The organism is Edwardsiella piscicida, assembly GCF_001896205.1.
GTDB classification, from domain to species: Bacteria; Pseudomonadota; Gammaproteobacteria; order Enterobacterales; family Enterobacteriaceae; genus Edwardsiella; species Edwardsiella piscicida.
In genome coordinates this window covers 2,978,600-3,005,497 of record NZ_MPNU01000001.1, presented here as the reverse complement: position 1 = coordinate 3,005,497, position 26,898 = coordinate 2,978,600, and the positions used below count along the sequence as shown (strand labels likewise).

Annotated in this window: 27 protein-coding genes; 4 read left to right on the top strand and 23 right to left on the bottom strand. The window is 62.7% G+C overall.

The window, feature by feature from the left end:
• Nucleotides 1-206 precede the first annotated feature (206 nt).
• On the bottom strand, nucleotides 207-1,235 hold the full coding sequence (locus BRD58_RS13870; protein ID WP_012849481.1) for a HoxN/HupN/NixA family nickel/cobalt transporter: 1,029 nt from the start codon (nucleotides 1,233-1,235) through the stop codon (nucleotides 207-209).
• Between the two features lie 268 nt (nucleotides 1,236-1,503).
• On the opposite strand from BRD58_RS13870, the gene BRD58_RS13865 reads away from it, so the two are divergent.
• The 3 genes from BRD58_RS13865 to tatE all read left to right on the top strand — a co-directional run bounded on the left by BRD58_RS13865 (nucleotide 1,504) and on the right by tatE (nucleotide 3,419).
• Nucleotides 1,504-2,421 (top strand): aldo/keto reductase, encoded by a 918-nt coding sequence (locus tag BRD58_RS13865; RefSeq protein WP_015462115.1) that lies wholly within the window; start codon nucleotides 1,504-1,506, stop codon nucleotides 2,419-2,421.
• Between the two features lie 242 nt (nucleotides 2,422-2,663).
• Nucleotides 2,664-2,993, top strand: coding sequence for a hypothetical protein (locus BRD58_RS13860; RefSeq protein WP_015462114.1), 330 nt, complete (start codon nucleotides 2,664-2,666; stop codon nucleotides 2,991-2,993).
• A 225-nt stretch (nucleotides 2,994-3,218) separates the two neighbouring features.
• Complete coding sequence (gene tatE, locus BRD58_RS13855) at nucleotides 3,219-3,419, top strand: twin-arginine translocase subunit TatE (protein ID WP_012849478.1); 201 nt, start codon at nucleotides 3,219-3,221, stop codon at nucleotides 3,417-3,419.
• Nucleotides 3,420-3,558: 139 nt separating this feature from the next.
• Here tatE and lipA read toward each other — a convergent pair whose 3' ends face one another.
• The 13 genes from lipA to leuS form a co-directional block, all read right to left on the bottom strand.
• Complete coding sequence (lipA, locus tag BRD58_RS13850) at nucleotides 3,559-4,524, bottom strand: lipoyl synthase (RefSeq protein WP_015462113.1); 966 nt, start codon at nucleotides 4,522-4,524, stop codon at nucleotides 3,559-3,561.
• Nucleotides 4,517-5,185, bottom strand: coding sequence for a lipoyl(octanoyl) transferase LipB (gene lipB / locus BRD58_RS13845; RefSeq protein ID WP_071818530.1), 669 nt, complete (start codon nucleotides 5,183-5,185; stop codon nucleotides 4,517-4,519). The genes lipA and lipB overlap by 8 nt, the downstream gene beginning before the upstream one ends.
• 144 nt (nucleotides 5,186-5,329) lie before the next feature.
• A complete protein-coding gene (gene ybeD, locus BRD58_RS13840) occupies nucleotides 5,330-5,593 on the bottom strand; it encodes a DUF493 family protein YbeD (RefSeq protein ID WP_012849475.1) in 264 nt (87 codons plus the stop codon).
• A 112-nt stretch (nucleotides 5,594-5,705) separates the two neighbouring features.
• A complete protein-coding gene (dacA, locus tag BRD58_RS13835; protein ID WP_012849474.1) occupies nucleotides 5,706-6,917 on the bottom strand; it encodes a D-alanyl-D-alanine carboxypeptidase DacA in 1,212 nt (403 codons plus the stop codon).
• A gap of 155 nt (nucleotides 6,918-7,072) precedes the next feature.
• On the bottom strand, nucleotides 7,073-8,194 hold the full coding sequence (rlpA, locus tag BRD58_RS13830) for an endolytic peptidoglycan transglycosylase RlpA (protein WP_041692793.1): 1,122 nt from the start codon (nucleotides 8,192-8,194) through the stop codon (nucleotides 7,073-7,075).
• 8 nt (nucleotides 8,195-8,202) lie between these two features.
• Nucleotides 8,203-9,315 carry a peptidoglycan glycosyltransferase MrdB gene (gene mrdB / locus BRD58_RS13825; protein ID WP_012849472.1) on the bottom strand — a complete coding sequence of 371 codons (1,113 nt, stop codon included), beginning with the start codon at nucleotides 9,313-9,315 and terminating at the stop codon, nucleotides 8,203-8,205.
• An 18-nt stretch (nucleotides 9,316-9,333) separates the two neighbouring features.
• The gene (gene mrdA, locus BRD58_RS13820) at nucleotides 9,334-11,229 is read right to left on the bottom strand and encodes a peptidoglycan DD-transpeptidase MrdA (protein WP_015462110.1); all 1,896 of its coding nucleotides are present in this window, start codon (nucleotides 11,227-11,229) and stop codon (nucleotides 9,334-9,336) included.
• Nucleotides 11,230-11,294: 65 nt separating this feature from the next.
• A complete protein-coding gene (gene rlmH, locus BRD58_RS13815; protein ID WP_012849470.1) occupies nucleotides 11,295-11,765 on the bottom strand; it encodes a 23S rRNA (pseudouridine(1915)-N(3))-methyltransferase RlmH in 471 nt (156 codons plus the stop codon).
• Between the two features lie 4 nt (nucleotides 11,766-11,769).
• The gene (gene rsfS, locus BRD58_RS13810) at nucleotides 11,770-12,087 is read right to left on the bottom strand and encodes a ribosome silencing factor (RefSeq protein ID WP_012849469.1); all 318 of its coding nucleotides are present in this window, start codon (nucleotides 12,085-12,087) and stop codon (nucleotides 11,770-11,772) included.
• Nucleotides 12,088-12,266: 179 nt separating this feature from the next.
• Complete coding sequence (gene nadD, locus BRD58_RS13805) at nucleotides 12,267-12,932, bottom strand: nicotinate-nucleotide adenylyltransferase (RefSeq protein ID WP_012849468.1); 666 nt, start codon at nucleotides 12,930-12,932, stop codon at nucleotides 12,267-12,269.
• Nucleotides 12,922-13,956 (bottom strand): DNA polymerase III subunit delta, encoded by a 1,035-nt coding sequence (gene holA / locus BRD58_RS13800; protein WP_069579126.1) that lies wholly within the window; start codon nucleotides 13,954-13,956, stop codon nucleotides 12,922-12,924. The genes nadD and holA overlap by 11 nt, the downstream gene beginning before the upstream one ends.
• Complete coding sequence (gene lptE, locus BRD58_RS13795) at nucleotides 13,953-14,621, bottom strand: LPS assembly lipoprotein LptE (protein WP_012849466.1); 669 nt, start codon at nucleotides 14,619-14,621, stop codon at nucleotides 13,953-13,955. The genes holA and lptE overlap by 4 nt, the downstream gene beginning before the upstream one ends.
• 14 nt (nucleotides 14,622-14,635) lie before the next feature.
• Nucleotides 14,636-17,218 (bottom strand): leucine--tRNA ligase, encoded by a 2,583-nt coding sequence (leuS, locus tag BRD58_RS13790; RefSeq protein WP_012849465.1) that lies wholly within the window; start codon nucleotides 17,216-17,218, stop codon nucleotides 14,636-14,638.
• A gap of 349 nt (nucleotides 17,219-17,567) precedes the next feature.
• On the opposite strand from leuS, the gene BRD58_RS13785 reads away from it, so the two are divergent.
• Nucleotides 17,568-18,050, top strand: a complete 483-nt coding sequence (locus BRD58_RS13785) for a zinc ribbon-containing protein (RefSeq protein ID WP_012849464.1) — start codon at nucleotides 17,568-17,570, stop codon at nucleotides 18,048-18,050.
• A gap of 49 nt (nucleotides 18,051-18,099) precedes the next feature.
• On the opposite strand, the gene rihA is transcribed toward BRD58_RS13785, so the two are convergent.
• From rihA to BRD58_RS13740, 9 genes are all read right to left on the bottom strand, one after another.
• Entirely contained in the window at nucleotides 18,100-19,065 is a 966-nt protein-coding gene (gene rihA / locus BRD58_RS13780) for a pyrimidine-specific ribonucleoside hydrolase RihA (RefSeq protein ID WP_012849463.1), read from the bottom strand.
• A 126-nt stretch (nucleotides 19,066-19,191) separates the two neighbouring features.
• Nucleotides 19,192-19,917: an amino acid ABC transporter ATP-binding protein gene (locus BRD58_RS13775; protein WP_012849462.1), complete on the bottom strand. Its 726-nt coding sequence runs from the start codon at nucleotides 19,915-19,917 to the stop codon at nucleotides 19,192-19,194.
• Nucleotides 19,914-20,591, bottom strand: coding sequence for a glutamate/aspartate ABC transporter permease GltK (gene gltK / locus BRD58_RS13770; protein WP_069579123.1), 678 nt, complete (start codon nucleotides 20,589-20,591; stop codon nucleotides 19,914-19,916). The genes BRD58_RS13775 and gltK overlap by 4 nt, the downstream gene beginning before the upstream one ends.
• Nucleotides 20,591-21,331, bottom strand: coding sequence for an amino acid ABC transporter permease (locus tag BRD58_RS13765; RefSeq protein ID WP_015462105.1), 741 nt, complete (start codon nucleotides 21,329-21,331; stop codon nucleotides 20,591-20,593). Before BRD58_RS13765 ends, gltK begins: the two co-directional genes overlap by 1 nt.
• A gap of 85 nt (nucleotides 21,332-21,416) precedes the next feature.
• Nucleotides 21,417-22,319, bottom strand: a complete 903-nt coding sequence (locus tag BRD58_RS13760; protein ID WP_015462104.1) for a glutamate/aspartate ABC transporter substrate-binding protein — start codon at nucleotides 22,317-22,319, stop codon at nucleotides 21,417-21,419.
• Nucleotides 22,320-22,666: 347 nt separating this feature from the next.
• Nucleotides 22,667-24,196, bottom strand: coding sequence for an apolipoprotein N-acyltransferase (gene lnt / locus BRD58_RS13755; RefSeq protein ID WP_012849458.1), 1,530 nt, complete (start codon nucleotides 24,194-24,196; stop codon nucleotides 22,667-22,669).
• A 7-nt stretch (nucleotides 24,197-24,203) separates the two neighbouring features.
• Entirely contained in the window at nucleotides 24,204-25,091 is an 888-nt protein-coding gene (gene corC, locus BRD58_RS13750; protein WP_012849457.1) for a CNNM family magnesium/cobalt transport protein CorC, read from the bottom strand.
• Between the two features lie 86 nt (nucleotides 25,092-25,177).
• The gene (gene ybeY, locus BRD58_RS13745; protein ID WP_012849456.1) at nucleotides 25,178-25,651 is read right to left on the bottom strand and encodes an rRNA maturation RNase YbeY; all 474 of its coding nucleotides are present in this window, start codon (nucleotides 25,649-25,651) and stop codon (nucleotides 25,178-25,180) included.
• Nucleotides 25,652-25,653: 2 nt separating this feature from the next.
• A complete protein-coding gene (locus BRD58_RS13740; RefSeq protein ID WP_012849454.1) occupies nucleotides 25,654-26,703 on the bottom strand; it encodes a PhoH family protein in 1,050 nt (349 codons plus the stop codon).
• Nucleotides 26,704-26,898 lie beyond the last annotated feature (195 nt).

Below are 26,898 nucleotides of genomic sequence, written 5' to 3'. Positions count from 1 at the left end.
CTGACCGTGCGTCGCCGGCGCCGCCTGATGACGGCTCGCGCGCAGCGTGAACGGTGGCGGGATCGCCTGGCGTTTTCACGTATCGTCCGCCGCCGCCGCGGCCTGTTCTCCCTGTGACCGGGCGCCGGGCGGGGAGCTCGGCGGGCCGGATGGGACGATCATAGCGTTAACGCCGCAGCAGATCACGGTGCGAATTGTAACTTTACTCAACCGACGCGCAGGGCGATGCGGTCGTAGCCGCGCCAGCGGTAGTTGAGCAGCGACAGCAGCCAGAACAGGATGAAGCCGCCGATGACCCAGAAGCCGGCGTTGCCCATCCGATCGTTGAGCTGGCCGATGAACTGCCAGAACGCCCCCTGCAGCTGCAGCCCGTCGGCGATCAGCCCCAGCGCCTCCAGGCCACCGATGATCAGCGCGACGGCGACCGAGGCGGCGGTGATGGTCAGGTTGTAGTACAGCTTGCGGATCGGGTGGGAAAAGGCCCAGCCGTAGGCGCCGACCATCACAAAGTTGTCCAGCGAGTCCACCAGCGCCATGCCGGCGGTGAACAGCGCCGGAAAGACCATCAGCGACCACAGGGAGAGGCCGTGGCTGGCCGCCGAGGCGGAGATGCCCAACAGGCCGACCTCGGTGGCGGTATCAAAGCCGAGGCCGAACAGAAATCCCACCAGGTACATATGCCAGCTGCGGGTGACCAGACGAAAGGTGCGGCGGAATAGACGGGTCATTAGGCCACCGGGCAGCTCATCGTCCCACGGCGCCTCGTTTGCCGCGGCGCCGGGGCGGGTGAGGCGGCGAAACTGGCGCCAGACACCCAGCAGGATCAGCAGGTTGAGCAGGGCCATCGCCAGCAGGAACAGCGCCGAGACGGCGGTGCCGATCAGCCCGCCGTACTGGTGCAGGGCATCGATGCGATCGCGAAACGCCATCGACGTCAGCACGATGGCCAGGCAGGCCAGAATCACAATGGTGGAGTGGCCCAGGGAGAAGAAGGCGCCGACGCCGAGCGGTTTTTTCCCCTGCTGCATCAGCTTGCGGGTGACGGCATCGATGGCGGCGATATGGTCGGCGTCCACCGCGTGGCGCAGGCCAAAACCGTAGGCCAGCAGCGCTGCGCTCATCATGACGGCGTGCTGGCGAAAGACGCAAAAGGCCCAGATCCAGGCGGCGAGATTGGCCGCGATCAGCAGGGCCAGCAGCGCCAGCCCCCGTTGTTTGTCCGAGTACCCTGTCATGTGCTGTGTTCTCCCGTGGCGCCGACGGCGTCGATCTGATGAGGGGCAGGCGGTGGGGAATATTCGCAGACCGTCCGTTACGGAAGGGGAATGTATGATCTTTTTATGAAATTGTCATACCCATAAACGTATAAGTTTGTTACAGCCGGCGTGATAAATGTTACGCCGCCGACGGCCTGCGGTCAGCCGCCTATGGCATAGTGAGCGTCATACTCGGGGACACCCACCGACGCCCGCCGCCGCGGGTTTAGCACAGAGAGGAGTGAAGATGAAACAGATGACACTGGGCGCCGACGGCCCGCAGGTCTCGGCCATCGCGCTGGGCTGCATGCGCCTGACCGAACTGGACGACCGCCAGGCCGCCAGCCTGATCGACCACGCGCTGGCGCTGGGGATCAGCGCGTTCGATCACGCCGATATCTACGGCGGCGGGGAGTGCGAGCGTCGCTTTGCCCGCGCGGCCCGCCTGAGCGGCGCGCGGCGAGAGGGGGTCTTTATTCAGTCCAAGTGCGGGATCCGCCGCGGCTACTATGATTTCTCCTTCCGCCATATTATGGCGTCGGTGGACGATATCCTGCAGCGCCTGCAGTGTGACTATCTGGATATGCTGCTGCTGCACCGCCCCGATGCGCTGGTGGAGCCGCAGGAGGTGGCCGAGGCGTTCGACCGCCTACAGGTGAGCGGCAAGGTCAGGGCCTTTGGGGTATCCAACCACGCGCCGCTGCAGATGGCGCTGCTGCAGAAGTTTCTGACGCAGCCGCTGCGGGTGAACCAGATGCAGTTTGGCATCGCCCACTGCGGCATGGTGCGCAGCGGGATCAACGTCAATGTGCAGAGCGACGCCGCCGTCGATCGCGACGGCGATACGCTGAACTACTGCCGCCTGCATGATATTACCCTGCAGGCCTGGTCGCCGTTCCAGTTCGGCATGTTCAGCGGGGTGTTCCTGGATCATCCGGACTTTGCGCCGCTGAATCAGGCGCTGGAGACGATCGCCGCCCGCCACGGTGTCAGTAAGACCACGCTGGCGACGGCCTGGATCCTGCGCCATCCGGCGCAGATGCAGGTGGTGGCCGGCAGCATGAATGCGGAGCGGCTGGCGCAGATTGCGCAGGCGTGCGAGGTGAGCCTGAGCCGCGAGGAGTGGTATCAGATTTATCTGGCGGCGGGCAACCCGCTGCCGTAAGCGTGCGACCCACCGCCGCGCGGTGGGTCTGCACAGGCGTGGATGCCGTACGACGGCTGACGGACGTATAGGATTTTGCTTGAATTCTTGGGTAACCCCCGGCAAAGGGTCGCATTTATCCAGCAAGCTAATTATGATGACTGGCGTAAGAAGAAAAGGCCGGTGTATCGGGTGTCATGTGACGTAGTTAATGTATCGGCGATGTGCGGCGCGCTGCGCCGTACCGTCCGGGGGAAGGTGCAATGTCTGACTTGGAAGTACAGCTGCGGAATTCGTTGGCAGCGCTGGACGATCTGAAATCAAGCTTTGAACAGCAGCGCCTGGCGTGGCAGCAGGAGTGTGAAGGCATGCAGCTGCAGCTGGCGCAGGCGCGTCAGCGCGAGGCGGCCCTGCTGCAGCAGAATGAGCAGCTGACCCGTAAGCTGGTCGATCTGGGCTCGCTGCCGGAGAACAACGGCCTGCTGCGCCAGTTCAAGATCGTGGGCGGACATATCGAGGCGCTGGCGCGCGATGCGGCGGCGTTTAATGCGTATCTGGCCACGCTGGGCGCGCAGAGCAGCGACCGTCCCTGAGCGACGGGTCACCATGCCGGGCCGCGTCTGCGGTCGGCCCCTTTCCCCCGTTTCTTTCCTCTCTCCTCGCCTGCCGCGGTTCGCGGACTGAGAACAGTTCGTTTAACTCTGTTACATCTTGTTTTTGCGCCGTTAGCCGTTTTTACGGTTAATAACCCTTGCTTACTGCAAGCGATGTTTCTTCGGCCGCCTGGGCGGTGCGGTATACAACATAAGAAGGTATTTATGGAAGGTATTAGTATTACCAAGCTTCTGGTCATTGCTGTGCTGATCGTATTGCTGTTTGGTACCAATAAGCTGCGTACGCTGGGGTCCGATCTCGGGGCGGCGCTGAAGGGGTTCAAAAAAGCGATGAACGACGAGACGCCGGCGGCCAAAAAAAGTGACGGCGCAGAGGCGGCGCCCCGGGTAGAGAATAAAGAATAATCCGGATATTCGGGGAGCGGGCCGAGGGGGCGCACTCCGGAATCGGGGGAAGAAGGAACATCCCTAAGTTGTAACCAGTTTTGTCAACGGCGGTAGCGCAGGGCTGATCCGATCGGCCCTGCGCTGCGTTTGTACGCGCTTACTTGACCTCCATGCCCTGAGCCTGTAGGTCGGCATGGTAAGAGGAGCGGACAAAGGGGCCGCAGGCGGCGTGGGTAAAGCCCATGGCCATCGCCTCGGCCTTCATTTCGGCAAACTCCTCTGGGCTGACGTAGCGCTGCACCGGCAGATGGTGGCGGCTCGGCTGCAGGTATTGCCCCAGGGTCAGCATCGTGACGCCGTGCGCGCGTAGATCGCGCATCACTTCAATAATTTCCTGATTGGTCTCGCCGAGCCCTACCATCAGCCCTGACTTGGTCGGGATCTGCGGATGCTGTTGCTTGAACTGCTGCAGCAGGCGCAGAGACCACTCATAGTTGGCGCCGGGGCGCACCTGGCGGTACAGCCGCGGAATGTTTTCCAGGTTGTGGTTGAACACGTCCGGCGGATTGTCCTGCAGCAGCGCCAGGGCGCGATCCATGCGGCCGCGGAAGTCCGGCACCAGGGTTTCGATGCGGATCTGCGGGCTTTTGGCGCGAATGGCGCGGATACAGTCGGCAAAGTGCTGGGCGCCGCCGTCGCGCAGATCGTCGCGGTCAACGGAGGTGACCACCACGTAGCGCAGTCCCATGTCGGCGATGGTCTGCGCCAGCTTTTCCGGTTCGTTGGCGTCGGGCGCCAGCGGACGACCGTGGGCCACGTCACAGAACGGACAGCGGCGGGTGCAGATGGCGCCCAGGATCATAAAGGTGGCGGTGCCGTGGTTGAAACATTCGGCCAGGTTGGGGCAGGAGGCCTCTTCGCACACGGAGTGCAGGCCATTCTTGCGCATCGCCGCCTTGATACCCTGAATTCGGCTGGAATCGGCCGGCAGCTTGATCTTCATCCACTCCGGCTTGCGCAGCATCTGCTCACGCTCAACGGCGACGGATTTCACCGGGATCAGGGCCATCTTGTCTGCGTCGCGGTATTTCACGCCGCGTTCCATCTGAATTGGTTTACTCATAGTCTTGCGGATTCCACTGGCTGTGCTCAAGCCGGGTATAGCCGAGCAGTTGGGTAAAATGGTGCACCAGGCGGGGCTGAACCTGCGTTAGGGTCGCCCCCGGGCACAGCGCGCTGACCTGGGTCATCTGCAGGCCGGCGTAGCCACAGGGATTAATACGCTGGAAAGGGGAGAGATCCATGGCGATATTCAGCGCCAGGCCGTGGAACGAACACCCCTTGCGGATGCGCAGGCCGAGGGAGCAGATTTTCTGCCCGTCAACGTAGACGCCCGGCGCATCGGGACGCGGATAGGCCTGAATATCCAGCTCTGACAGGGTACGTACTACGCTCTCTTCAAGCCAACTGACCAGCTCGCGCACGCCGTGGTGGCCGCGGCGCAGATCGAGCAGAACGTACATCACCTGCTGTCCGGGGCCGTGATAGGTGACCTGGCCACCGCGATCGCTCTGGATAACCGGAATGTCGCCGGGATTGAGCAGATGCTCAGCCTTACCGGCCTGCCCCTGGGTAAATACGGCGGGGTGCTCTACCAGCCACAGCTCGTCAGGCGTCTCGGCGTCACGACGATCGGTGAATCGATGCATAGCCTGCGAGACGGGGAGGTAGGGCTGCAACCCCAGCTGACGCAGTATGAGGCTATCTTGTTGCAATGGCGTCATCTTCAGGTTAAAAAATTGGTAAGGCCATTATACCGACTGTCGCCCCTCCTCACCAGTGCCGAATCGGCAAAAAAGCGCGGCCCGGTAGGCTGTGATGCCATACCGGGCCGCGATAAATGCTGTATTTTAGTTAATTAACTGTGATTACAGAACCATGCGAACGATTTCAATGTTGCCCAGCTCTTCATACAGCGTCTCAACCTGCTCAATGTGCGTCGCATTGATGGTGATGGAAACGGAGTGGTAGTTTCCTTTGCTGCTCGGCTTAACCTGCGGGGTGTAGTCACCCGGCGCATGGCGCTGTACCACTTCGACAACCTGATCAACTAGCTCAGGCTGTGCCAGTCCCATGACTTTATAGGTAAACTCGCACGGGAATTCGAGCAGTTCATTCAGTTTGGTTTTCATGTGAGCTCCAGCGTATTGCACTATCTACAAATTATAACTCCCGCCGTAGCGGGAGTCTTGCTTACTGATTAAATGGGGCCGATGACCCTCTTTTCAAGGGGCTGGCCACAGATTAACCAAACCAGCGATGAAACAGCAGCTTGATATGATCGATCATCCGGCTGAAGAAGCCACCCTCTTTCACTTCGTTCAGCACCACCAGCGGGCGCTGTTCGATAGTCTTGCCGTCCAGCTGGAAGTTGATCGTGCCGACCACCTGATCTTTGGCCAGCGGGGCATCCAGTTCGTTGCTGTTCAGCACGTAGCTGGCCTTGAGATCTTTCATCCGTCCGCGCGGAATGGTCAGGTAGACGTCTTTATCCACCCCCAGCTGGGCGCGGTCGGTGTCACCGAACCAGACCGGCTCAGAGGCGAACTCACGCCCGGCCTTCAGCGGCGAGACGGTTTCAAAGAAGCGGAAGCCCCAGGTCAACAGCTTCTTGCTCTCGGTCTCGCGCCCCTTAAAGGTACGGCCGCCCATGACGGCGGAGATCAGGCGCATGTTGCCCTCGGTCGCCGAGGCCACCAGGTTATAGCCGGCAGAGGCGGTATGGCCGGTTTTGATGCCGTCCACGTTCATGCTGGTATCCCACAGCAGACCGTTACGGTTGGTCTGGCGGATGTTGTTATAGGTGAACTCTTTCTCTTTGTAGATGGCGTACTCATGGGGAACGTCGCGGATCAGCGCCTGGCCGATCAGCGCCATGTCGCGGGCGGAGCTGAACTGCCCCGACGCGTCCAGGCCGTGTACCGTCTCAAAGTGGGTGTTCTGCAGACCCAGCGCCTTCACGTAGCTGTTCATCAGGCCGACGAAGGCGTCCTGGCTACCGGCGACATAGTCGGCCATGGCGACGCAGGCATCGTTACCGGAGACCAGGTTGATCCCGCGGATCAGGTTCCCCACGGAGACCTGATCGCCCGGCTTGAGGAACATCAGCGAAGAGCCCTGGAACACCGGGTTTCCGGTCGCCCAGGCGTCTTTACCGACGGTGACGACGTCGTTCTCACCGAACTTGCCCGCGCGCATCGCCTGCCCGATGACATAGCTGGTCATCATCTTGGTCAGCGAAGCCGGGTTGCGTCGCTCGTCGGCGTTGTGCTCCGCCAGCACCTTGCCGGAGTTGTAGTCGATCAGAATATAGGCTTCGGCATCGATTTGCGGCACGCCTGGGATCATGGTCTTCAGGTTAACGTCGTCGGCGCGGGCCGCACCGGTGAGCGCCACGGCCAGCAGACCGCCGGCGACAGCGTATTTCAGTGTTTGGGAAGCAACTTTGCGTTTCATGATGGGGACTACAACATCCGTGAATTAAACAGTGACAAACGAGCCACACTATAGCAGATGGTACGCTAAGGCATAGCGTGGCAATGATTTTTTACACAATCAATATGTGTATAAGTGTTGCATGGCCCGCGACGGGCGGGCCCGCGTCAACGGGCTCAGGGCGCCGTGGTAATGAACGACTGTTGCCCGGCCTCGCTGCTCAGCCGCTGCTGCAGCGCGCTGGCCTGCGCCCGGTGGGTAAACGGCCCCAGCTGGACGCGATAGAGGGCGCCGTTTGCCTCGACTTTGCCGGGGACGCCGAAGCGCTGGCTCAGCTGCTGCTGCCACTGGGCGGCGCGCGAGCTGCTGCTGACGGCGCCGACCTGCACCAGATAGTGGCCGCTGGCCACGGCGTGGCTGGCGACGACTGCCGGAGCTGCCGCTGCGCTGGCGGGGGCCGGGGGGGCGACCGGTGCGACCGGGGCGCTCTCTTCCAGCACGCCGCTGCGCAACGGCTGAGGCGCGCCGAGGAAGCTGCCGCTATGGCTGGCGGGGGCGCTGACCGGCATGCTCTGTCCCTGCGCGGCCTCTGCCGTCGGCGCCAGGCTTGCCGGCGTCGGGTTCTCGATGGCGCGGACCGCCGGCTGGCTTGGCGCGGCGGAGGGACTTACGGTGAGCTGCGGGCTCTCCATGCCGATCTCCGGGCGGGCGGGCAGGGCATAGCTCTGCTTGGCGACCCGGGTGCCGATGGTGCCCGGCCCGGACAGGCTGCCGTCCGGCGCAACGTTGATAAAGTCGACGCGCACCTTGGTATGCTGAGTGATGTTCAGACGGTTGGCGGCGGCGCTGGAGAGATCGATGATGCGTCCCGGGGTATAGGGGCCGCGGTCGTTAATCCGCACCACGATGCGGCGCCCGTTAGCCAGGTTGGTGACCCGCACGTAGCTGGGGATCGGCAGCGTCGGATGGGCGGCGCTCATCGCCTCCGGGTTGAACTGTTCGCCGCTGGCGGTGACGTTGCCGCGGTTTTCTTCGCCGTAGCTGGCCGCTAGGCCTATCTGGGAGAAGTTGGACGGATCCTTGACGATGGTGTAGCGCTGGCCGTTACGGCTGTAATCCTGATTGGCGCTGGGAATGGCGGGCTCATAGCGCGGTTCAACGCCGGGGATCTCTTCGATCGGGCCGCTGTAGGCCGGCTGCGGCGGCGCCTGGGTCTCGCCGCTGTCGTTGGTGGAACAGCCTGCCAGGATCAGACAGGCCAGGCTCAGGCTGAGCCAGGATTTGTGCGCCATTCTCATCGCGACCTCTATAGATTCTTGGATAACATTTTGCGATGGGTATGGATCGACATCACGATGCCAAACCCGGCCATCAGTACGATCAGCGCCGAGCCACCGTAGCTGACCAGAGGCAAAGGTACGCCAACCACCGGTAAAATGCCACTAACCATACCGATATTAACGAAAACATAAACGAATAGAATCAACATTAAACCGCCGACCATCACCCGGCCAAAGGTGGTCTGGGCGCGGGCGGCGATATACAGTCCGCGCATGATGATCAGCAGGTACAGCGCCAGCAGCAGCAGTACGCCGAACAGCCCCAGCTCCTCGGCCAGCACGGCGAAGATAAAGTCGGTGTGGCGCTCCGGCAGAAACTCCAGCTGCGACTGGGTGCCGTGTAGCCACCCCTTGCCGCTCAGGCCGCCGGAGCCGATGGCGATTTTTGACTGGATGATGTGGTAGCCGGCGCCCAGCGGGTCGCTTTCCGGATCGAGCAGCATCATCACCCGGTCGCGCTGATAGTCGTGCATCAGGAAGAACCACAGCACCGGAATAAAGGCGGCCACCAGCAGCACCGCCAGCCCGATCAGGCGCCAGCTCATGCCCGCCAGGAACAGAATGAACAGCCCGGAGGCGGCGACCAGGATCGAGGTGCCCAGGTCCGGCTGGGCGGCGACCAGCAGGGTCGGCAGGAAGATCAGGATCAGCGCGATGCCGGTGTGCTTGAGCGACGGCGGGCAGACGTCGCGGTTGATAAAGCGCGCCACCATCAGCGGCACGGCGATCTTGGCGATCTCCGAGGGCTGAAAGCGCACGAAGCCCAGGTCAAGCCAGCGCTGGGCCCCTTTACTGATCTGGCCGAAGGCGTCCACCAGGATCAGCAGGATGACGCAGAGGATGTACAGATAGGGCGCCCAGTGTTCGTAGACGCGCGGCGGGATCTGCGCCATGACGATCATGACCAGCAGGCCCATGACGATTTGGCCGATCTTGCGCTCCATCATGCCGACATCTTGGCCGCTGGCGCTCCACATAACGACGGCGCTGTAGACCAGCACCGCCAGAATGCAGAGCAGGAAGGGCAGGTCGATGTGCATCTTGGCCCAGATTGAGCGTTTTTGTTGATTCTCAGTCATGGTGAATCCGTATGCCTGTCAGTCGCCCTCCACGCCGGGCGGCGTGGGGGCTGCATTGGGAAGCTGGGTATTGTTGTCGCCCAGCATGATGTGATCCAGGATCTGGCGCATGATGGTGCCCACCGCCGGACCGGCGCCGCCGTTCTCCAGAATGATGGCCACCGACACCTGTGGGTCGTCATAGGGGGCGAAGGCGGTCATCAGCTTATGGTCGCGCAGATGTTCGGCGATGGTATGCGCGTTGTAGGTCTCATAGCCGAAGACCTGGGCGGTACCGGACTTGGCGGCGATTTTATACGGGGCGTTGCCAAAATACTTGTAGCCGGTGCCATTGGGACGGTTGGCCACGCCGAGCATGCCATCTTTGGCGATCTCCCAGTAGCCGGAGTGAATATCCCCTATCTGCTGGCTTTCCTGCTGACGAAACGGCACCTGCTGACCGTTGATGCGGGTGCTCATCAGCAGATGCGGCACCTTGACATTGCCGTCGTTGATCAGGGTGTTGAGCGCCTTGGCCATCTGGATCGGCGTCGCGGTCCAGTAGCCTTGGCCGATGCCGACCGGAATGGTGTCGCCCTGATACCAGGGTTTCTTGTAGCGCTTGAGCTTCCATTCGCGGGTCGGCATCAGGCCGGAGCGCTCCTCGGACAGATCGATACCGGTATACTGGCCATAGCCGAACTTGGACAGCCACTCGCTCAGGCGGTCGATCCCCATGTCATAGGCCACCTGGTAGAAGAAGGTGTCCGCCGACTCCTCCAGCGCCTTGGTGACGTTCAGCCGCCCATGGCCCCACTTCTTCCAGTCGCGGAAGCGCTTCTCTGACCCGGGCAGCTGCCACCAGCCGGGGTCGAAGAGGGTGGTATTGCGGGAGATAACGCCAGCGCTGAGCGCCGAGACCGCGACGTAGGGTTTTACCGTCGAAGCGGGGGGATAGACCCCCTGGGTGGCGCGGTTGATCAGTGGCCGGTTGGGGTCGTTGAGCAGGCCGCGGTAATCCTTGCCGGAGATGCCGTCGACGAACAGGTTGGGGTCGTAGCTGGGGGTGGAGACCAGCGCCAGGATCCCGCCGCTGCGCGGATCGCTGACCACCACGGCGGCGCGGCTGCCGACCAGCAACTGTTCGATATAGCGCTGCAGGTTGAGATCCAGCGTCAGGTAGATATCTTTGCCCGCCTGGGGCGGCTGTTCGTGCAGCTGGCGGATCACCCGCCCGCGGTTGTTGACCTCGACCTCTTCATAGCCGGTTTTGCCGTGCAGCACGTCCTCATAGTAGCGTTCGATGCCCAGCTTGCCGATATCGTGGGTGGCGGCGTAGTTGGCCAGCTTCCCCTCTTTGTCCAGACGCTCGACGTCTTTGTCGTTGATCTTGGAGACATAGCCGATGACGTGGGTCAGGGCGGAGCCGTAGGGGTAGTAGCGGCGCTGGTAGCCCTTGACCTCAAAGCCGGGGAAGCGGAACTGGTTGACGGCGAAGCGGGCCACCTGCACCTCGTTGAGGGCGGTCTTCAGCGGAATCGAGGTGAAGCGGCGCGAGCGCTTACGCTCCTTCTGGAAGCTGTCGAGATCCTCGTCGCTCAGATCGACGATCGGGCGCAGCGCATCGAGCTGCTCTTTCATCCCGTCGACCTTTTCGGGGATCACCTCTAGCTGGTAGATGGTGCGGTTAAACGCCAGCGGCGTGCCGTTGCGATCGTAGATCATGCCGCGGCTGGGGGCGATGGGCACCAGCTTGATGCGGTTTTCGTTAGAGCGCGTCTTGTAGTCTTCAAAACGCAGAATTTGCAGGTGGTACAGATTGGCGAGCAGCACGCCGGTCAGCAGCAGTACGCCGACGAAAGCGAACAGCGCACGACGGATGAACAGGGCGGACTCTGCCGAATAGTCACGAAAGGGGTTACGATCTAGTTTCATTCCGTTCCGTCATGCTCAGGCGTACTGCCGGGATTAACATCATTGCCGGCGTGGCCGGCAGGCGATTACTCACGATGATAAGGGTGATTGGCCGTAATGCTCCAGGCCCGGTAGAGGCTTTCGGCCACCAGCACGCGCACCAGCGGGTGCGGCAGGGTCAGGGGCGACAGAGACCAGCTCTGCTCGGCGGCGGCCTTGCAGGCGGGCGCCAGCCCCTCGGGACCGCCGATCAGCAGGCTGACGTCGCGCCCGTCCTGCTTCCAGCGCTCTAGCTGACCGGCCAGCGTCGGGGTATCCCAGGGTTTGCCGGGAATATCCAGGGTGACTATACGGTTGCCTTTGCCGACCGCGGCCAGCATCAGCTCGCCTTCTCGCTCCAGAATGCGGCGAATATCGGCATTCTTACCGCGTTTCCCGGCCGGAACCTCGGTCAGTTCAAACGGCATATCCTTGGGAAAGCGCTTAATATAGTCGAGAAAACCGGTTTGTACCCAGTCGGGCATTTTGGTGCCGACCGCCACCAGCTGCAGTTTCACCGCATCAGCTCCACAGCTTTTCCAGTTCGTACAGACGACGGCTCTCTTCCTGCATCACGTGCACGATGACGTCGCCGAGATCGACCACCACCCATTCGGCGCCGTTCTGGCCTTCTACGCCCAGCGGCAGCAGGCCGGCGGCGCGAGACGACTGTACTACGTGGTCGGCGATGGCGATCACGTGACGGCTGGAGGTGCCGGTGCAGATGATCATGCAGTCAGTAATGCTGGATTTGCCGCAGACGTCGATGGCGACGATATCCTGGCCTTTCAGATCATCGATCTTATCAATAACGAAATCTTGGAGTGCTTTACCTTGCAAAGGTTCCCCCTAATCAATAGGTCTTAAATTTATGCTGTTATATCAAGCATGATTCCCCACGCGGCGCCCGATGCGTTCCGCGAGGGACGCACGCCGGCGAGCGGGGCGAGAATACGTTGCTGCGGAGGATATCAGTCTGCAAATCCCTGTCAATCACCGAAGGGGCGAAAGGGGCCGCTTCAGCGGTAGAGCCCCTGTAGCTCAATGTAGCGCTGTACCGCGCGCGGCAGCAGATCGTCGCAGCTGATCCCCAGGTGGCGGCGCTGACGGATGTCGGTGGCAGAGACCGACAGCAGCGGCGTGTCGGCCAGATAGATAAAGCCGTGGGGCTGGCGGTGTAGACGCTGAACGTCGCGGGTGCGGTGCTGCTCCAGCCAGGCCTGCAGCGCCGGGGTGTCCAGCCGATCGGGATAGCCGGGGCGGGCGCAGACCAGCAGGTGGCAGCAGCGCAGAATGTCCTGCCAGCGCTGCCATTTGTGCAGGGTCAGCAGGGAGTCCTGGCCGATGATAAAGGCCAGCGGTCGCTGTGGGCCCAGCTCGGCGCGCAGCGCCTCCAGGGTATCGATGGTGTAGGAGGGGCTGTCGCGGCGCAGCTCGCGATCGTCGACGGAGAACAGCGGATCGTCGGCGATGGCCAGACGCACCATCTCCAGGCGCTGGGCGGCGCAGGCCTCTGGCTGTGGTCGGTGCGGGGGAACGTGGTTGGGCAGCAGGGTGATGTGGCCGAGCCCCACCTCCTGCGCCAGCGCCGTGACCGGCTTGAGATGGCCATAATGAATAGGATCGAAGGTGCCTCCGAACAGCGCCAGTAGGGACGGCGCCGCCGGTTGGGATTCACTCGGCATGCAGCATACTCTCCGGCAGCGTCTTGCCGCACAGTAGTAGGGTCAGGGACTCCAGCTGAGGCCATACGGATTGGCCGAAATCCTGTTTGATTATCTGTTCGCACTGGCTCAGCAGTGCCACGGCCTGATGCAGTTGGGTCAGCGATTGGGTTTGCAGCGCCTGGGTCAGCAGCGGGCGGCGGTTTTGCCACACCTTATGCTTATCGAACAGCGTGCGCAGGGGCGTCTGCGTCGCGCCGCTCTTGAGCTGCAGCAGCAGCAGCAGCTCGCGCTGTACGGTGCGCACCAGCACCACCGGTTCGCAGCCCTCCTGGCGCAGCTGGTTCAGAATGTGCCAGGCACGCTTGCCGCGCGCCGCCAGCATGGCGTCCAGCCAGTGGAACGGCGAGAAGTGGGCGGCATCGTTGACCGCCTGCTCGACGCGCGGCAGGGTCAGCCGTCCGTCGGGGTAGAGCAGGGAGAGTCGCCCCAGCGCCTGGGAGAGCGCCAGCAGGTTGCCCTCGTAGCAGTAACAGAGCAGCTGTAGCGCCGCCTCGTCGAGCTGCAGCTGCATTTGGCGCGCGCGGTTAGCGACCCAGCGCGGTAGCTGGGTCTGCTCCGGCGTCTGGCAGCTGACCAGGGTGGCCTGTGGGCTGAGCAGTTTATACCAGGCCGCGTTTTCCTGCGTACGGGTCAGGCGTGGACCGCGCAGCAGCAGCAGCAGATCCGGGTGGAGCAGGGCGGCAAGCTGGCTCAGGCGTTCGCCCATCGCCGCATTGACACCGTTGTCCGGCAGGGTCAGGGTCAGGATTTGGCGGCTGGCGAACAGGCTCATCGACTGGGACTGACTGAACAGCGCATCCCAGTCGGTGTGGGGATCGAGGGTGACGCTGAACTGCTCGTCAAATCCGTGGGCGCGGGCGCGCTGGCGGATCAGGTCCAGGCTCTCCTGGATCAGCAGCGGCTCGTTACCCAGAATGAAGTAGCAGGCGCGCAGCCCATCCTGCAGCTGTGCGCCGAGCTGTTCGGGGTAAATCCGGCTCATTTCACCGGCTGTCCGGCCTGAGCGGCCGGCGTAGCGATAACGCCGGTGTTGACCCGGTCAAAGTCGTTGCTGCCCTGTACCTTGGGTGCGCTGACCGCTTCGCGCATTTTGCGGTCGTTATTTTGCAGTTCGGCGGCCTGAACGCTCATCAGCTTACGCACCAGCTGCTGCGCCGCCTGTTGGTACATCTCCTGCACCAGCATCGCCTGTTCGGCATCCTTGGCCAGCGCGGCCAGCGGGTTGTCGAAGAAGCTGCGGTAGACGCGCACCGTCAGCGGGTAGAGGTCGTGGCCGCGCACCAGCACCTGGGCGCTGACGGTCATCACCATCTGGTACTCCGCCGTGACCCCGTCCTTAAAGATAGAGACGGTGTCCTGGCTCTGGCTGACGCCGAGCAGCCGCAGAGAGGGCAGCGGCGTGGCCGCCGGGTCCGCCTTGGCGGCGCTGTCCTGCGGCGGCAGGCTCTGTGCCTCGACGATGGTGACGTCGTTCAGGCGCAGCTGCTCGCGCACCGCGCGGGTGAAGGGGCCATACGGGTCGTTGCTGTCGAGGATCAGCTGATGAAACTCGCTGGGAACCTGCGCGCTGCCGCGCAGGTGGTATCCACATCCGGCGGTGACCAGCACCGCCAATCCCAGCAACAGCGCAGTAATACGGTGTTGCACACGTCCTCCTAGGCTCACCCGACAACCAGGTTGAGCAGTTTGCCCGGCACAAAGATCACCTTGCGTACGGTGACCCCGTCGAGGTACTTAGCGACCAGCGGCTCCTGCGCCGCCAGCGCGCGCACCTGCTCCTCGCTGGCGTCGGCGGCAACGGTGATCTTACCGCGCACCTTGCCGTTGACCTGTACCACGATCAGCTTGCTATCTTCGACCATCGCCGCGTCATCGGCGACCGGCCACGGCGCGACGTCGATGTCGCCCACGCCGCCCAGCGCGCTCCACAGGGTGAAGCAGACGTGCGGGGTAAACGGATACAGCATGCGCACCACGGCCAGCAGGGCTTCCTGCATCAGGGCGCGATCCTGCTCGCTCTCCTGCGGGGCGCGGGTCAGCTTGTTCATCAGCTCCATCACGGCGGCGATGGCGGTGTTGAAGGTCTGACGGCGACCGATGTCGTCGCTCACCTTGGCGATGGTCTTGTGCAGATCGCGGCGCAGGGCTTTCTGGTCATCGTTCAGCGCCGTCAGGTCGAGCGCGACGGTCGGCCCTTTCTGCTGGTGATCGAACGCCAGTTTCCAGACGCGCTTCAGGAAGCGGTTGGCCCCCTCAACGCCGGACTCCTGCCACTCCAGGGTCATTTCCGCCGGGGAGGCGAACATCATGAACAGGCGTACGGTGTCGGCGCCGTAGCGCTCTACCATCACCTGCGGGTCGATGCCGTTGTTCTTCGACTTGGACATCTTACTCATGCCGGCGTAGACCAGCTCGCGGCCGTCGCGGTCGGTCGCCTTGGTGATGCGGCCCTTGTCGTCGCGCTCTACGATGACATCCACCGGAGAGACCCAGTTACGCTCGCCGTTGGCGCCGGTGTAGTAGAAGGCGTCCGCCAGCACCATGCCCTGGCACAGCAGGCGCTTGGCCGGCTCGTCGGAGTCCACCAGGCCCGCGTCACGCATCAGCTTGTGGAAGAAGCGGAAGTACATCAGGTGCATGATGGCGTGCTCGATACCGCCGACGTACTGATCGACCGGCAGCCAGTAGTTGGCGGCCTGCGGATCCAGCATCCCCTGATCGTACTGCGGGCAGGTGTAGCGCGCATAGTACCAGGAGGACTCCATAAAGGTGTCGAAGGTGTCGGTTTCGCGCAGCGCCGGCTGACCGTTAACGGTGGTCTTCGCCCAGGCCGGATCGGCCTTGAGCGGGCTGGTGATGCCGTTCATGACCACGTCCTCCGGCAGGATCACCGGCAGCTGGTCTTCCGGCGTCGGGATCACGCTGCCGTCTTCCAGGGTCACCATCGGGATCGGTGCGCCCCAGTAACGCTGGCGGGAAACCCCCCAGTCGCGCAGGCGGTAGTTTACCTTGCGTTCGCCGACGCCGGCGGCGATCAGGCGGTTGGCGACGGCGTCGAAGGCGGCGCTGAAGTCCAGACCGTCAAATTCGCCGGAGTTGAACAGCACGCCCTTGTCGGTCATGGCGGCGGCGCTGATGTCCGGCGCCTGGCCGTCGGCGGCCAGGATCACCGGCTTCATCGGCAGGTGGTACTTGGCGGCGAACTCCCAGTCGCGCTGGTCGTGGGCCGGAACGGACATCACCGCACCGGTGCCGTAGTCCATCAGCACAAAGTTGGCGACCCAGATAGGCAGGCGTTCGCCGCTCAGCGGGTGGATGGCGTACAGGCCGGTGGCCATGCCTTTCTTCTCCATGGTCGCCATGTCGGCCTCGGCAACCTTGGTGTTCTTGCACTCGTCGATGAACTGCGCCAGCGCCGGGTTGTTGGCGGCGGCCTGCTGGGCCAGCGGGTGCGCGGCGGCGATCGCCAGGTAGCTGACGCCCATGAAGGTGTCCGGGCGGGTGGTGTAGACGGCGAAGGTGTCGTCGCGATCGGCGACGCGGAAGGTGATCTCTACCCCTTCAGAGCGGCCGATCCAGTTGCGCTGCATGGTCTTAACCTGCTCTGGCCAGTCTTCCAGCTTGTCGAGGTCGTTGAGCAGCTGATCGGCGTAGTCGGTGATCTTGATAAACCACTGCGGGATCTCTTTGCGCTCGACCTTGGAGTCGCAGCGCCAGCAGCAGCCGTCGATGACCTGCTCGTTGGCCAGCACGGTCTGATCGTTCGGGCACCAGTTGACCGCAGAGGTCTTCTTATAGACCAGCCCCTTTTCATACAGCTTGGTGAAGAACCACTGTTCCCAGCGGTAGTAATCCGGCTTACAGGTGGCGATTTCGCGGCTCCAGTCGTAGCCGAAGCCCAGCAGCTTCAGCTGGTTCTTCATGTAATCGATGTTGGCATAGGTCCAGGGGGCCGGCGCGGTGTTGTTCTTCACCGCCGCGCCCTCTGCCGGCAGGCCGAAGGCGTCCCAGCCGATGGGTTGTAGCACGTTTTTGCCCAGCATGCGCTGGTAACGGGAAATCACATCACCGATGGTGTAGTTACGGACGTGGCCCATATGCAGTCGGCCGGAGGGATACGGCAGCATGGAGAGGCAATAGTATTTCTCTTTGCTGTCATCTTCGGTGACCTGGAAGGTTTTCTGTTCATCCCAATGGCGCTGGACGTGGGATTCAATGTCCTCTGGACGATATTGCTCTTGCATGGCAGCTGGAAGTCCTGTTAGTAAAACAGCTACACCTGTAGCCTGATATGTGATGGTGATCGGCATAGGATAGCCGATAAGCGTCGCGGGCAACAACCGCCGAGCGCGCCGGCGGTGAATTCTTTCCCCCCGTCGGCTTACCCTTGGTGCCGTTTTGTTACATACGCTACGTGAAGATCACAGTCTGTCAATGAATTACGGCTAAAATATAACGGGGATAGCGCTTGTCCGCGCACGGTAAGCGGGATCCCAGATCGTCCTGATATACGCTATAGAGGCAGTTTTCACGCGGGCCACCGCAGGGGGCCGGCCAGAGATGTTCTGACGCGGTGCTGAACGGAGGTAGGAGATGAGCAAAGTAACGCACTATTATCAGCAGTGGCTGGCGGCGTTGACTAAACGCCTGGAGAAGGGGGAGCGCGATATCGATGCGCTGCTGGAGAGCGCGGAGCAGCAGCTCCGCCACGCCAGCGATCTGAGCGAGGCCGATATTGAACAGATCCGTCAGGCGATGCGCCGCGATCTGGAAGAGTTTGCCCGCGCCTATCAGGATAGCCGCGATGAGATGGAAGACAGCGTGTTTATGCGCGTCATCAAGGAGAGCCTGTGGCAGGAGCTGGCCGATATTACCGACAAAACCCAGCTGGAGTGGCGCGAGGTGCTGCAGGATGTGAACCACCACGGCGTTTATCACAGCGGCGAGGTGGTTGGCCTGGGACACCTGGTGTGCGAGAAGTGCCACTTTAACCTGGATGTGTATACCCCAGAGATCCTGCCGCGCTGTCCGCGCTGCGGTCACGATCAGTTTCACCGCCGTCCCTTCCGCCCCTGAGGGCTTGCCCGCCGCGTGCGGCGGGCACCTTTCCCCGCGGGGCGGCTCATCAGCCGACGCCGGGGGTCTCCTGCGCCATGTCGCCATAGGCGGCGATCCGTTCAGCCAGCAGATCGACAAAGGCCTGGCGATCGACGTCCAGCAGCACGGTGGCATTGGGAGCGTTGCCGCTCAGGGCGTAGTCATCCACCACCGTCATCCCGGTGGTGTAGCGCCCGCGGGTCTCCACCCCCACCCAGCGTTCGGCGCAGGTAAAGATCTGCGGACGCAGCAGCCAGGCGATGGTGCAGGGGTCGTGCAGCGGTGCCCCTTGAAAGCCCCATCGCTCCTGACGGTGATAGCGCATGAAAAAGTCGAGCAGCTCGGCGACGGTGCGCGCCACCGGATTGCCGATGTCGCGCAGGCGCTCGATATCGGCGTCGAGGATCTGCGCCCGGTGGGTCACGTCCAGGCCAGCCATGACGATGGGCAGCCCGCTCTGGAACACCATTTCGGCGGCCTCGGGGTCGACGTAGATGTTGAATTCGGCGGCGGGGGTCCAGTTCCCCGCGCCGGCGCTGCCGCCCATGATGACGATGCGTTCAATGCGCGGCTTCAGCTCCGGGTGGGCGGCCAGCAGCAGCGCCACGTTGGTCAGCGGGCCGGTGGCCACCAGGGTGACCGGCTGCGCCGCGTCGCGCAGCACCTGGGCCATCAGCGCCAGCGCGCCGCAGGGCTGAGGGGCAAAGTCCGGCTCCGGCAGACGGGGGCCGTCGAGGCCGCTTTCGCCGTGAACGCTGTCGGCGATGATCAGGTCGCGCATCAGCGGCTTGGCGGCACCGCCGGCCACCGGGATATCGCCGCGGCGCAGCAGGGTGAGAATGCGCAGGGCGTTGCGCAGGGTTTTTTCCGGGGTCTGGTTGCCGGCGCTGGTGGTGACGGCGCGCACCTCCAGCTCCGGGCTGGCCAGCGCTAGGATCAGGGCGATGGCATCGTCGTGGCCGGGGTCGCAGTCGATAATCAGGGGTAACGCCATGAAACGCTCCAGGTAATTGACGGATTCGTTCTGGCACCATACCCCTGCGATGGGCGGACGAACAGCCGCCGGACGGCAAAGCGTGAGGCGGGGCGCACTCCGGCCATCGGCGGGCGAGGCGCTCGCCTAGTGGATGATCTTGGCCAGAAAATCGCGCGCCCGCGCCGAGTGGGGCTGGCTGAAGAAGGCATCTTTCTCGCGATCTTCGACGATGTGTCCCTCATCCATAAAGATCACCCGGTTGGCCACCTTGCGGGCGAATCCCATCTCATGGGTGACCACCATCATGGTCATCCCCTCTCTTGCCAGGGAGACCATCACGTCCAGCACCTCGTTGATCATCTCCGGATCGAGGGCCGATGTCGGCTCGTCGAACAGCATCGCCACCGGATCCATGCACAGCGCCCGGGCAATGGCGACGCGCTGCTGCTGGCCGCCGGAGAGCTGAGCGGGAAACTTGGCGGCGTGCGCCGCCAGGCCGACGCGATCCAGCAGCGCTTGCCCCTTGCTGACCGCCAGCGGCGCGGCGCGTCCCAGCACCTTGACCTGGGCCAGGGTCAGGTTATCGATGATCGACAGGTGCGGAAACAGCTCGAAGTGCTGAAAGACCATGCCTACCCGCGAGCGCAGACGCGCCAGATCGGTGCGGCGATCGTGCACCGCGGTGCCGTTGACGCAGATCTGCCCCTGCTGGATCGGCTCCAGCCCGTTGACGGTTTTGATCAGGGTCGATTTGCCGGATCCCGAGGGGCCGCAGACCACCACCACCTCGCCCTTGTCGACGTGGGTGCTGCAGTCGCTCAGCACCTGAAACTGTCCATACCATTTACTGACCTGTTGCAGGGAGATCATAGGGCGCTCCTTTTCTTGAGATGGCTGACCAGCAGCGAGGCGCTGAGGCTGATGATAAAGTAGACGGCGCCGGCAAACAGGATCATCTCCAGCTGGGTGCCGTCGCGCTCGCCGATGGTGGAGGCGGTGCGGAAGAAGTCCGCCAGGCTCAGCACGTACACCAGCGAGGTATCCTGAAACAGGACGATGCCCTGGGTGAGCAGCAGCGGCACCATGGCGCGGAACGCCTGCGGCAGCACCACCAGGTACAGGGACTGCCACGGGGTCATTCCCAGGGCCAGCGCGGCGGCGTTCTGCCCGCGGGCGACGCTTTTGATGCCGGCGCGGATGATCTCGGAGTAGTAGGCGGCCTCGAACAGCGCAAAGGCCACCATCGCCGAGATCAGGCGGATATCGCTCTGGGGCGACAGGCCGAGAAAGCGCTGCAGCAGGCTGGGCACCACCAGATAGAACCACAGCAGCACCATCACCAGCGGTACCGAGCGGAACAGATTGACATACAGGGCGGCCAGCCAGGCGAGGGGCTTCCAGCGCGATAGCCGCATCACCGCCAGCAGGGTGCCCCACAGAATGCCGACCACCACCGCCGTCAGCGTTATTTTTAGCGTGATCACCATGCCGTCCAGCAGATAGGGCAGGCTGGGGGTGATGGAGCTCCAGTCGAATGCGTACATTAGCGGCTCCCCATGCTGCCCGGCAGCTGCAGTCGCCGCTCCAGCAGGTGCATGGCCAGCATCAGCAGGCCGTTGATGGCGATATAGGCCAGAGTGATGGCGGTGAAGGATTCATAGGCATGCGCCGAGTAGTCCAGCAGCTTGCCGGCCTGGGCGGCCATCTCCATCAGCCCGATCGTGGAGGCGATGGCCGAATTCTTGACCAGATTGAGCATCTCAGAGGTCAGCGGCGGTACGATCACCCGATAGGCGTTGGGCAGCAGGACATAGCGGTAGGTCTGCGGCAGGGTGAAGCCCATGGCCAGTCCGGCGCTCTTCTGCCCGGCCGGCAGAGACTGAATGGCGGCGCGCACCTGCTCGCAGACCCGGGCGGCGGTAAACAGCCCCAGGCACAGCAGCGAGGAGACAAAAAACTGGATCGACGGGTCCAGTTCGCCTTTGAACCAGTTGCCCCAGTCGGTCGGCAGCAGCTCCGGCACCACCAGATACCAGGTAAAAAACTGGACGATCAGCGGGACGTTGCGGAACAGCTCGACATAGATAGCGCCAATCATGGCCAGCGGACGGCTGGGCAGGGTGCGCAGGATCCCCAGCAGCGAGCCGAGGAGAAAGGCGATGACCCAGGCCGCCAGCGACAGAGCGACGGTGACCTGCATGCCGGACCAAATCCAGCCCAAGTAGGTGGTGCCGCCGAAGGGGGCCGGCTGCAGAAAGATGCCCCAGTTCCAATCGATAGACATAGGTGACTCCGGTTAGCCGGCGCTCCGCCGTGCGGGGCGCGCCGCAGACGCGCACCCCCGCGCGCAGGGGGTGGCGCCGGGCTGATTATTCGGCGATGCGATCGTTGGGGGTGGCGAACAGCGTCTTCATCTCATCGGAGAGGGCGAACTGCAGGTTCATGTTCTTCGGCGGAATGGGTTGTTCGAACCAGCGCCGATAGCCGTCGGCGGCCTGGCCGGAGGTCTGCACGTGGGCGATGGTGTCGTCGACCAGCTTTTTGAAGGCCGGATCGTCCCGGCGCAGCATACAGCCGTAGGCCTCATAGGACTGCGGGGTGCCGACAATCACCCAGCGCTCAGGCTGCTTGGCCTTGGCGCGCTCCCCCGCCAGCAGCGCGTCGTCCATCATGAAGGCCACCGCCCGCCCGCTCTCCAGGGTGCGGAAGGCGTCGCCGTGATCCTTGGCGCTGATGATGCGCATCTTCATGCCATCCTTTTCGTTCATGCGGTTGAGCATGATTTCCGAGGTGGTGCCGGAGGTGACCACCACCGGCTTACCGGCCAGGTCGCGGAAGTCATGTACTCCGCTCTCCTTGGCCGTCAGCAGGCGGGTGCCGACGATAAACAGGGTGTTGGAGAAGGCGACCTGCTGCTGGCGTTCGGCGTTGTGGGTGGTGGAGCCGCACTCGACGTCATAGGTGCCGTTTTGCAGCAGCGGGATGCGGTTCTGTGAGGTGATTGGCAGCAGTTTGACCTGCAGCGCGGGCAGGTTGAGCTGTTTCTTCACCGCGTCGACGATGGCGTTGGCGTAGTCCTGGGAGTAGCCGACCACCCGCTGCTGATTGTCATAGTAGGAGAAGGGGACCGAGGATTCGCGGTGGCCGACCACGATCACGCCGCTGTCTTTGATTTTTTGCAGGGTCGGCGAGCCGTCGGTAGCGTCCTGCGCGGCGGCAAACAGGGGGAAAGACAGGCCCAGAAGAACTAGTGATAACACAGACTTACGCATGCATTGCTCCTTCCATTGTGGGGGGTGTTGTGTTTATCTATATGTTTTATCTATTATTTTTATCATACGCGCACCGAACGAAGGCGCGCGGCGTCATGGAGAAAACATAGCTTAATGTAAATAAAATGATATCAATATGTTTTCAAAATGAGATCAAAAGCGCACCGTTTTATGGCAAAACAGGGGGTTTGCACAGCCTGTGTGCGTGAAGATGCGCTATCAGGGTGCAACACCCGGGATCGCGGGGGAGAAAACCCGGCGGCGAGGCGTCGCAGGGGAAAGGATTGCAAACGCTGTGCCAACGGTGAGCGAGTGCAGCCCGAAGGCTGCACTCGGGGAGGCGAGCCTTAGCGGCGGCGCAGGGCGTAGATCAGCGCCAGCGCACCCATTACGGCGCTCAGCAGCCACAGCGGTGTGCTGCCCAGGCGGGCATAGGGGGTCTCGCCGCGGGTCGGCGTGACGTTCACCTCCAGCACGCCGCGGGTAAACTGCGGCAGGCGGGCGATGACGTTGCCGGAGGCGTCCACGGCGGCGGTGATGCCGTTATTGGTGGCGCGCAGCAGCGGTCGGCCCAGCTCCAAGGCCCGCATGCGCGCCATTTGGAAGTGCTGCCACGGACCGATAGAGTGGCCGAACCAGGCGTCGTTAGAGACGGTGAGCAGGAAGTCGGTATCCGGGCGAAAGTTGGCCCGCACCTGTTCGCCCAGCACGATCTCATAGCAGATAGCGGTGGTCAGATTGTATCCCTGCACCCGCAGCGCCGGCTGCACATAGTCGCCGCGGCTGAAGGCGGACATCGGCAGGTTGAAGAACGGCGCCAGCGGACGCAGCAGATCCTCCATCGGGACAAATTCGCCAAACGGCACCAGGTGGTGCTTGCTGTAGCGCTGGTGCGCCGGGTACTGGTAGGGACTCTCGCCCCCCAGCACGATCACGGAGTTGTAGAAATCCATGCCGCGTGCTCCCGGGCGCTCGTCCACCAGCCCGGTGATCAGGCTGCTGTGGTGGGCGCGCAGCAGGCGATCCATCATGGTCAGGAACGGCTGCTCGTTGGCTTCGGTATCGGCGATGGCCGATTCGGGCCAGATGATGATGGGCGCCTTACCCAGGTAGGGGCGAGTCGCTTCCAGGTAGGTCTGCAGCGAGGCGATCAGCGCGTTGGGATCCCACTTCATCGACTGGGCGATATCGCCCTGTACCATGGCCACGTTGACCGCTTTCTGCGGCAGGCTCTGATACCAGTGCATCTGGCGCAGCGGCCAGGGGGCGCACAGCAGCACCAGCGCCAGCGCCAGCGTCAGGGGACGGCGCTGGACGGCGGCCAGCACCAGCAGGCCGCTGATGATAACCAGCAGATAGGTGATGGTGTCCACGCCGGCCAGCGGGGCGATGCCCTTCAGCGGACCGTTGAGCTGGCTGTAGCCGAACTGCAGCCAGGGAAAGCCGGTCAGCACCCAGCCGCGCAGGAACTCCGTCGCCTGCCACAGCGCCGGGGCGGCGATCGCCAGGCGCCAGACGGTGGTTTTTGGCCACAGGCGGTTAAGCACGGCGCAGAACAGCAGCGGGTAGAGCGCCAGGTAGGCCGCCAGCAGCACAACCAGCGACACGCTGACCGGCGTCGGCATACCGCCGAACTGTTCAATGCTGACGTAGACCCAGTTGACGCCGCTGCCGAACAGTCCGAGCCCCCACAGGAAGCCCAGCAGCATGGCCTGACGGGTGGTGCGATTGAGGGTGACGGCCAGCAGGCCGCACAGAGAGAGAAGCGCGGCGGGCCAAAAGTCGTAGGGCGAAAAGGCCAGGGTGCCACAGGCACCGGTTATCAGCGCCAGCGGGGCGCGTACCCGCTGGCGTTGCAGTAAAGCGGCGATGGTCATCGGTTATTCAGGGTTCCAGGTCCAGTTGCGGTTGAGGTGATGCATCCGGAATTTTGACATGAACCTGTATGATACGTCGACTGTCGGCCATAGCGACTTTAAACTGGTAACCGTCGATGTCGATGCTCTCTCCGCGCGACGGCAGATGGCCGAACGCCTGCATCACCAGGCCGCCGACGGTATCGACCTCGTCGTCGCTGAAGCGGGTGCCGAAGATGTCGTTGAAATCCTCGATCTGGGTCAGCGCACGAACGGTGTAAAGATGGCGGCTGATCTGGCGCACGTCGCGATCTTCCACCTCATCGTACTCATCGTCGATCTCGCCGACGATCAGCTCCAGAATATCTTCAATGGTGACCAGCCCGGAGACGCCGCCGAACTCGTCGATGACGATGGCCATATGATAGCGCTGGGAGCGGAACTCCTTGAGCATGCGGTCAACGCGCTTGCTTTCCGGTACGACCACGGCCTGGCGCAGCACGTTATCGATGCGGAACGGCTCGGCGTCGCTGCGCATAAAGGGCAGCAGATCCTTGGCCATCAGCAGCCCTTCAATATGATCTTTGTCTTCGCTGATCACCGGAAAACGCGAGTGGGCCGACTCAATGATGACGTCCAGGCACTCGTCCAGGGTCTGGTTGCGTTTCAGGGTCACCATCTGGCTGCGCGGGATCATGATGTCACGCACGCGCTGCTCGGCGATGTCCATCACCCCTTCCAGCATGTCGCGGGTATCGGGATCGATCAGATCGTTCTGCTCGGAGTCGCGGATAAGCTCCACCAGATCGCTGCGGTTCTTGGGTTCACCGTGAAACAGCTGGTTGAGCAAAAGGGAAAAGAAGCCTTTCTTATGGGGACTGGGGCTGTCGCTATTCTGAGAATGGTCGTCGCTCATAGCGTGTATGTATGGTTACTCTTTGTCTGGTCAATCTTAACGGCGGGCGTCATCGCCCACCGCAAACGTGACCCCGAGGGGGTCGTTCAGTCGGACTCTTTTTCCGCCGCGTAGGGGTCGGGATATCCCAGCGCCTGCATGATGTCGGCTTCCAGAGACTCCATTTCCTCAGCCTCTTCGTCGCTGATGTGGTCATACCCTAGCAGATGAAGCGAGCCGTGCACAACCATATGCGCCCAATGTGAGAGCGGAGCAATGTTCTGCTCCTGCGCCTCGCGCTCTACCACCTGGCGACAGATCACCATGTCGCCGAGCAGCGGCAGCTCGATGCCCGGCGGGGCTTCGAACGGGAAGGAGAGGACGTTAGTCGGGCGATCCTTGCCGCGGTAGGTGAGGTTAAGCTCGTGGCTTTCGGCCTCGTCCACCAGGCGGATGGTCACCTCGGCCTCATCGCGAAAGCGCGGCAGCACCGCCTCTAGCCAGCGCAGAAAGTCGCCTTCGGCGGGCAGCCCCGGGGTCTCTACGCAGGCGATCTGCAGATCGAGAATGATATTGCTCATGGTTATTCCTGTGTTTGCGCGGCCTGCGCCTCGCGTTTACGCTCGGCGGCCAGGGCCTCTTTACGTTGTTGTTCCGCGGCGTCCCAGGCCTCATAGGCCATCACCACGCGGGCGACCACCGGGTGGCGCACCACGTCTTCGCTGTGGAAAAAGTTAAAGCTGATCTCCTGCACCGGCGACAGCACCTCAATGGCGTGGCGCAGGCCGGACTTCTGGCTGCGCGGCAGATCCACCTGAGTGATGTCACCGGTGATCACCGCCTTGGAGTTAAAGCCGATGCGGGTGAGGAACATCTTCATCTGCTCGATGGTGGTGTTCTGGCTCTCATCCAGAATGATAAAGGCATCGTTCAGGGTGCGTCCGCGCATATAGGCCAGCGGCGCCACTTCGATGACGTTGCGCTCCATCAACTTCTCGACCCGTTCGAAGCCGAGCATTTCAAACAGCGCATCGTACAGCGGACGCAGGTACGGGTCGACCTTTTGGCTGAGATCGCCCGGCAGGAAGCCCAGCTTTTCACCGGCTTCCACCGCCGGGCGGGTCAGCAGAATGCGGCGGATCTCCTGACGCTCCAGGGCATCCACCGCCGCCGCTACCGCCAGATAGGTCTTGCCGGTACCGGCCGGGCCGATGCCGAAGGTGATATCGTGGTCGAGAATATTGGCGATGTACTGCGCCTGATTCGGGGTACGCGGCTTGATCAGCCCGCGCTTGGTCTTGATGTGGATCGCTTTGCCGTAGTCCGGCACGTGCTCGGCGGCCTGCTCCAGCACCCGGCTCTCCTTGAGGGCCAGATGGATCTGCTCGGGGTCGATATCGCCCGTCTGGCCGCGCACCGGCGCGGTATCCACATACAGGCGCTTGAGAATGTCCACGGCGGCGCGCACGCAGGGCGTCCGTCCGACCAGCGTAAAGTGATTGTCACGGTGATTGATTTCGATCCCCAGGCGGCGTTCGAGCAGCTTAATGTTGCCATCAAACGGGCCGCACAGACTGTTCAACCGCTGATTGTCAGCGGGCTCAAGCAAGAGTTCTTCGGTTGTGACGTTCAAATCAATCCTCTGGATTCGTGTGTGCATTGCGCCGCCCGCGGCGCGGGGGACGCAGGGATGCGGGCCATGCGATGGCCACGCGGTATACAGCGGTTATGCACATCATACATGCCACGGGGTAGCAATTGCCAATCTTCGCGCGCGGCGGCGGCGCGCCAGGGGAATAGCTCCCGTTATTTTAATACTATGTAATCA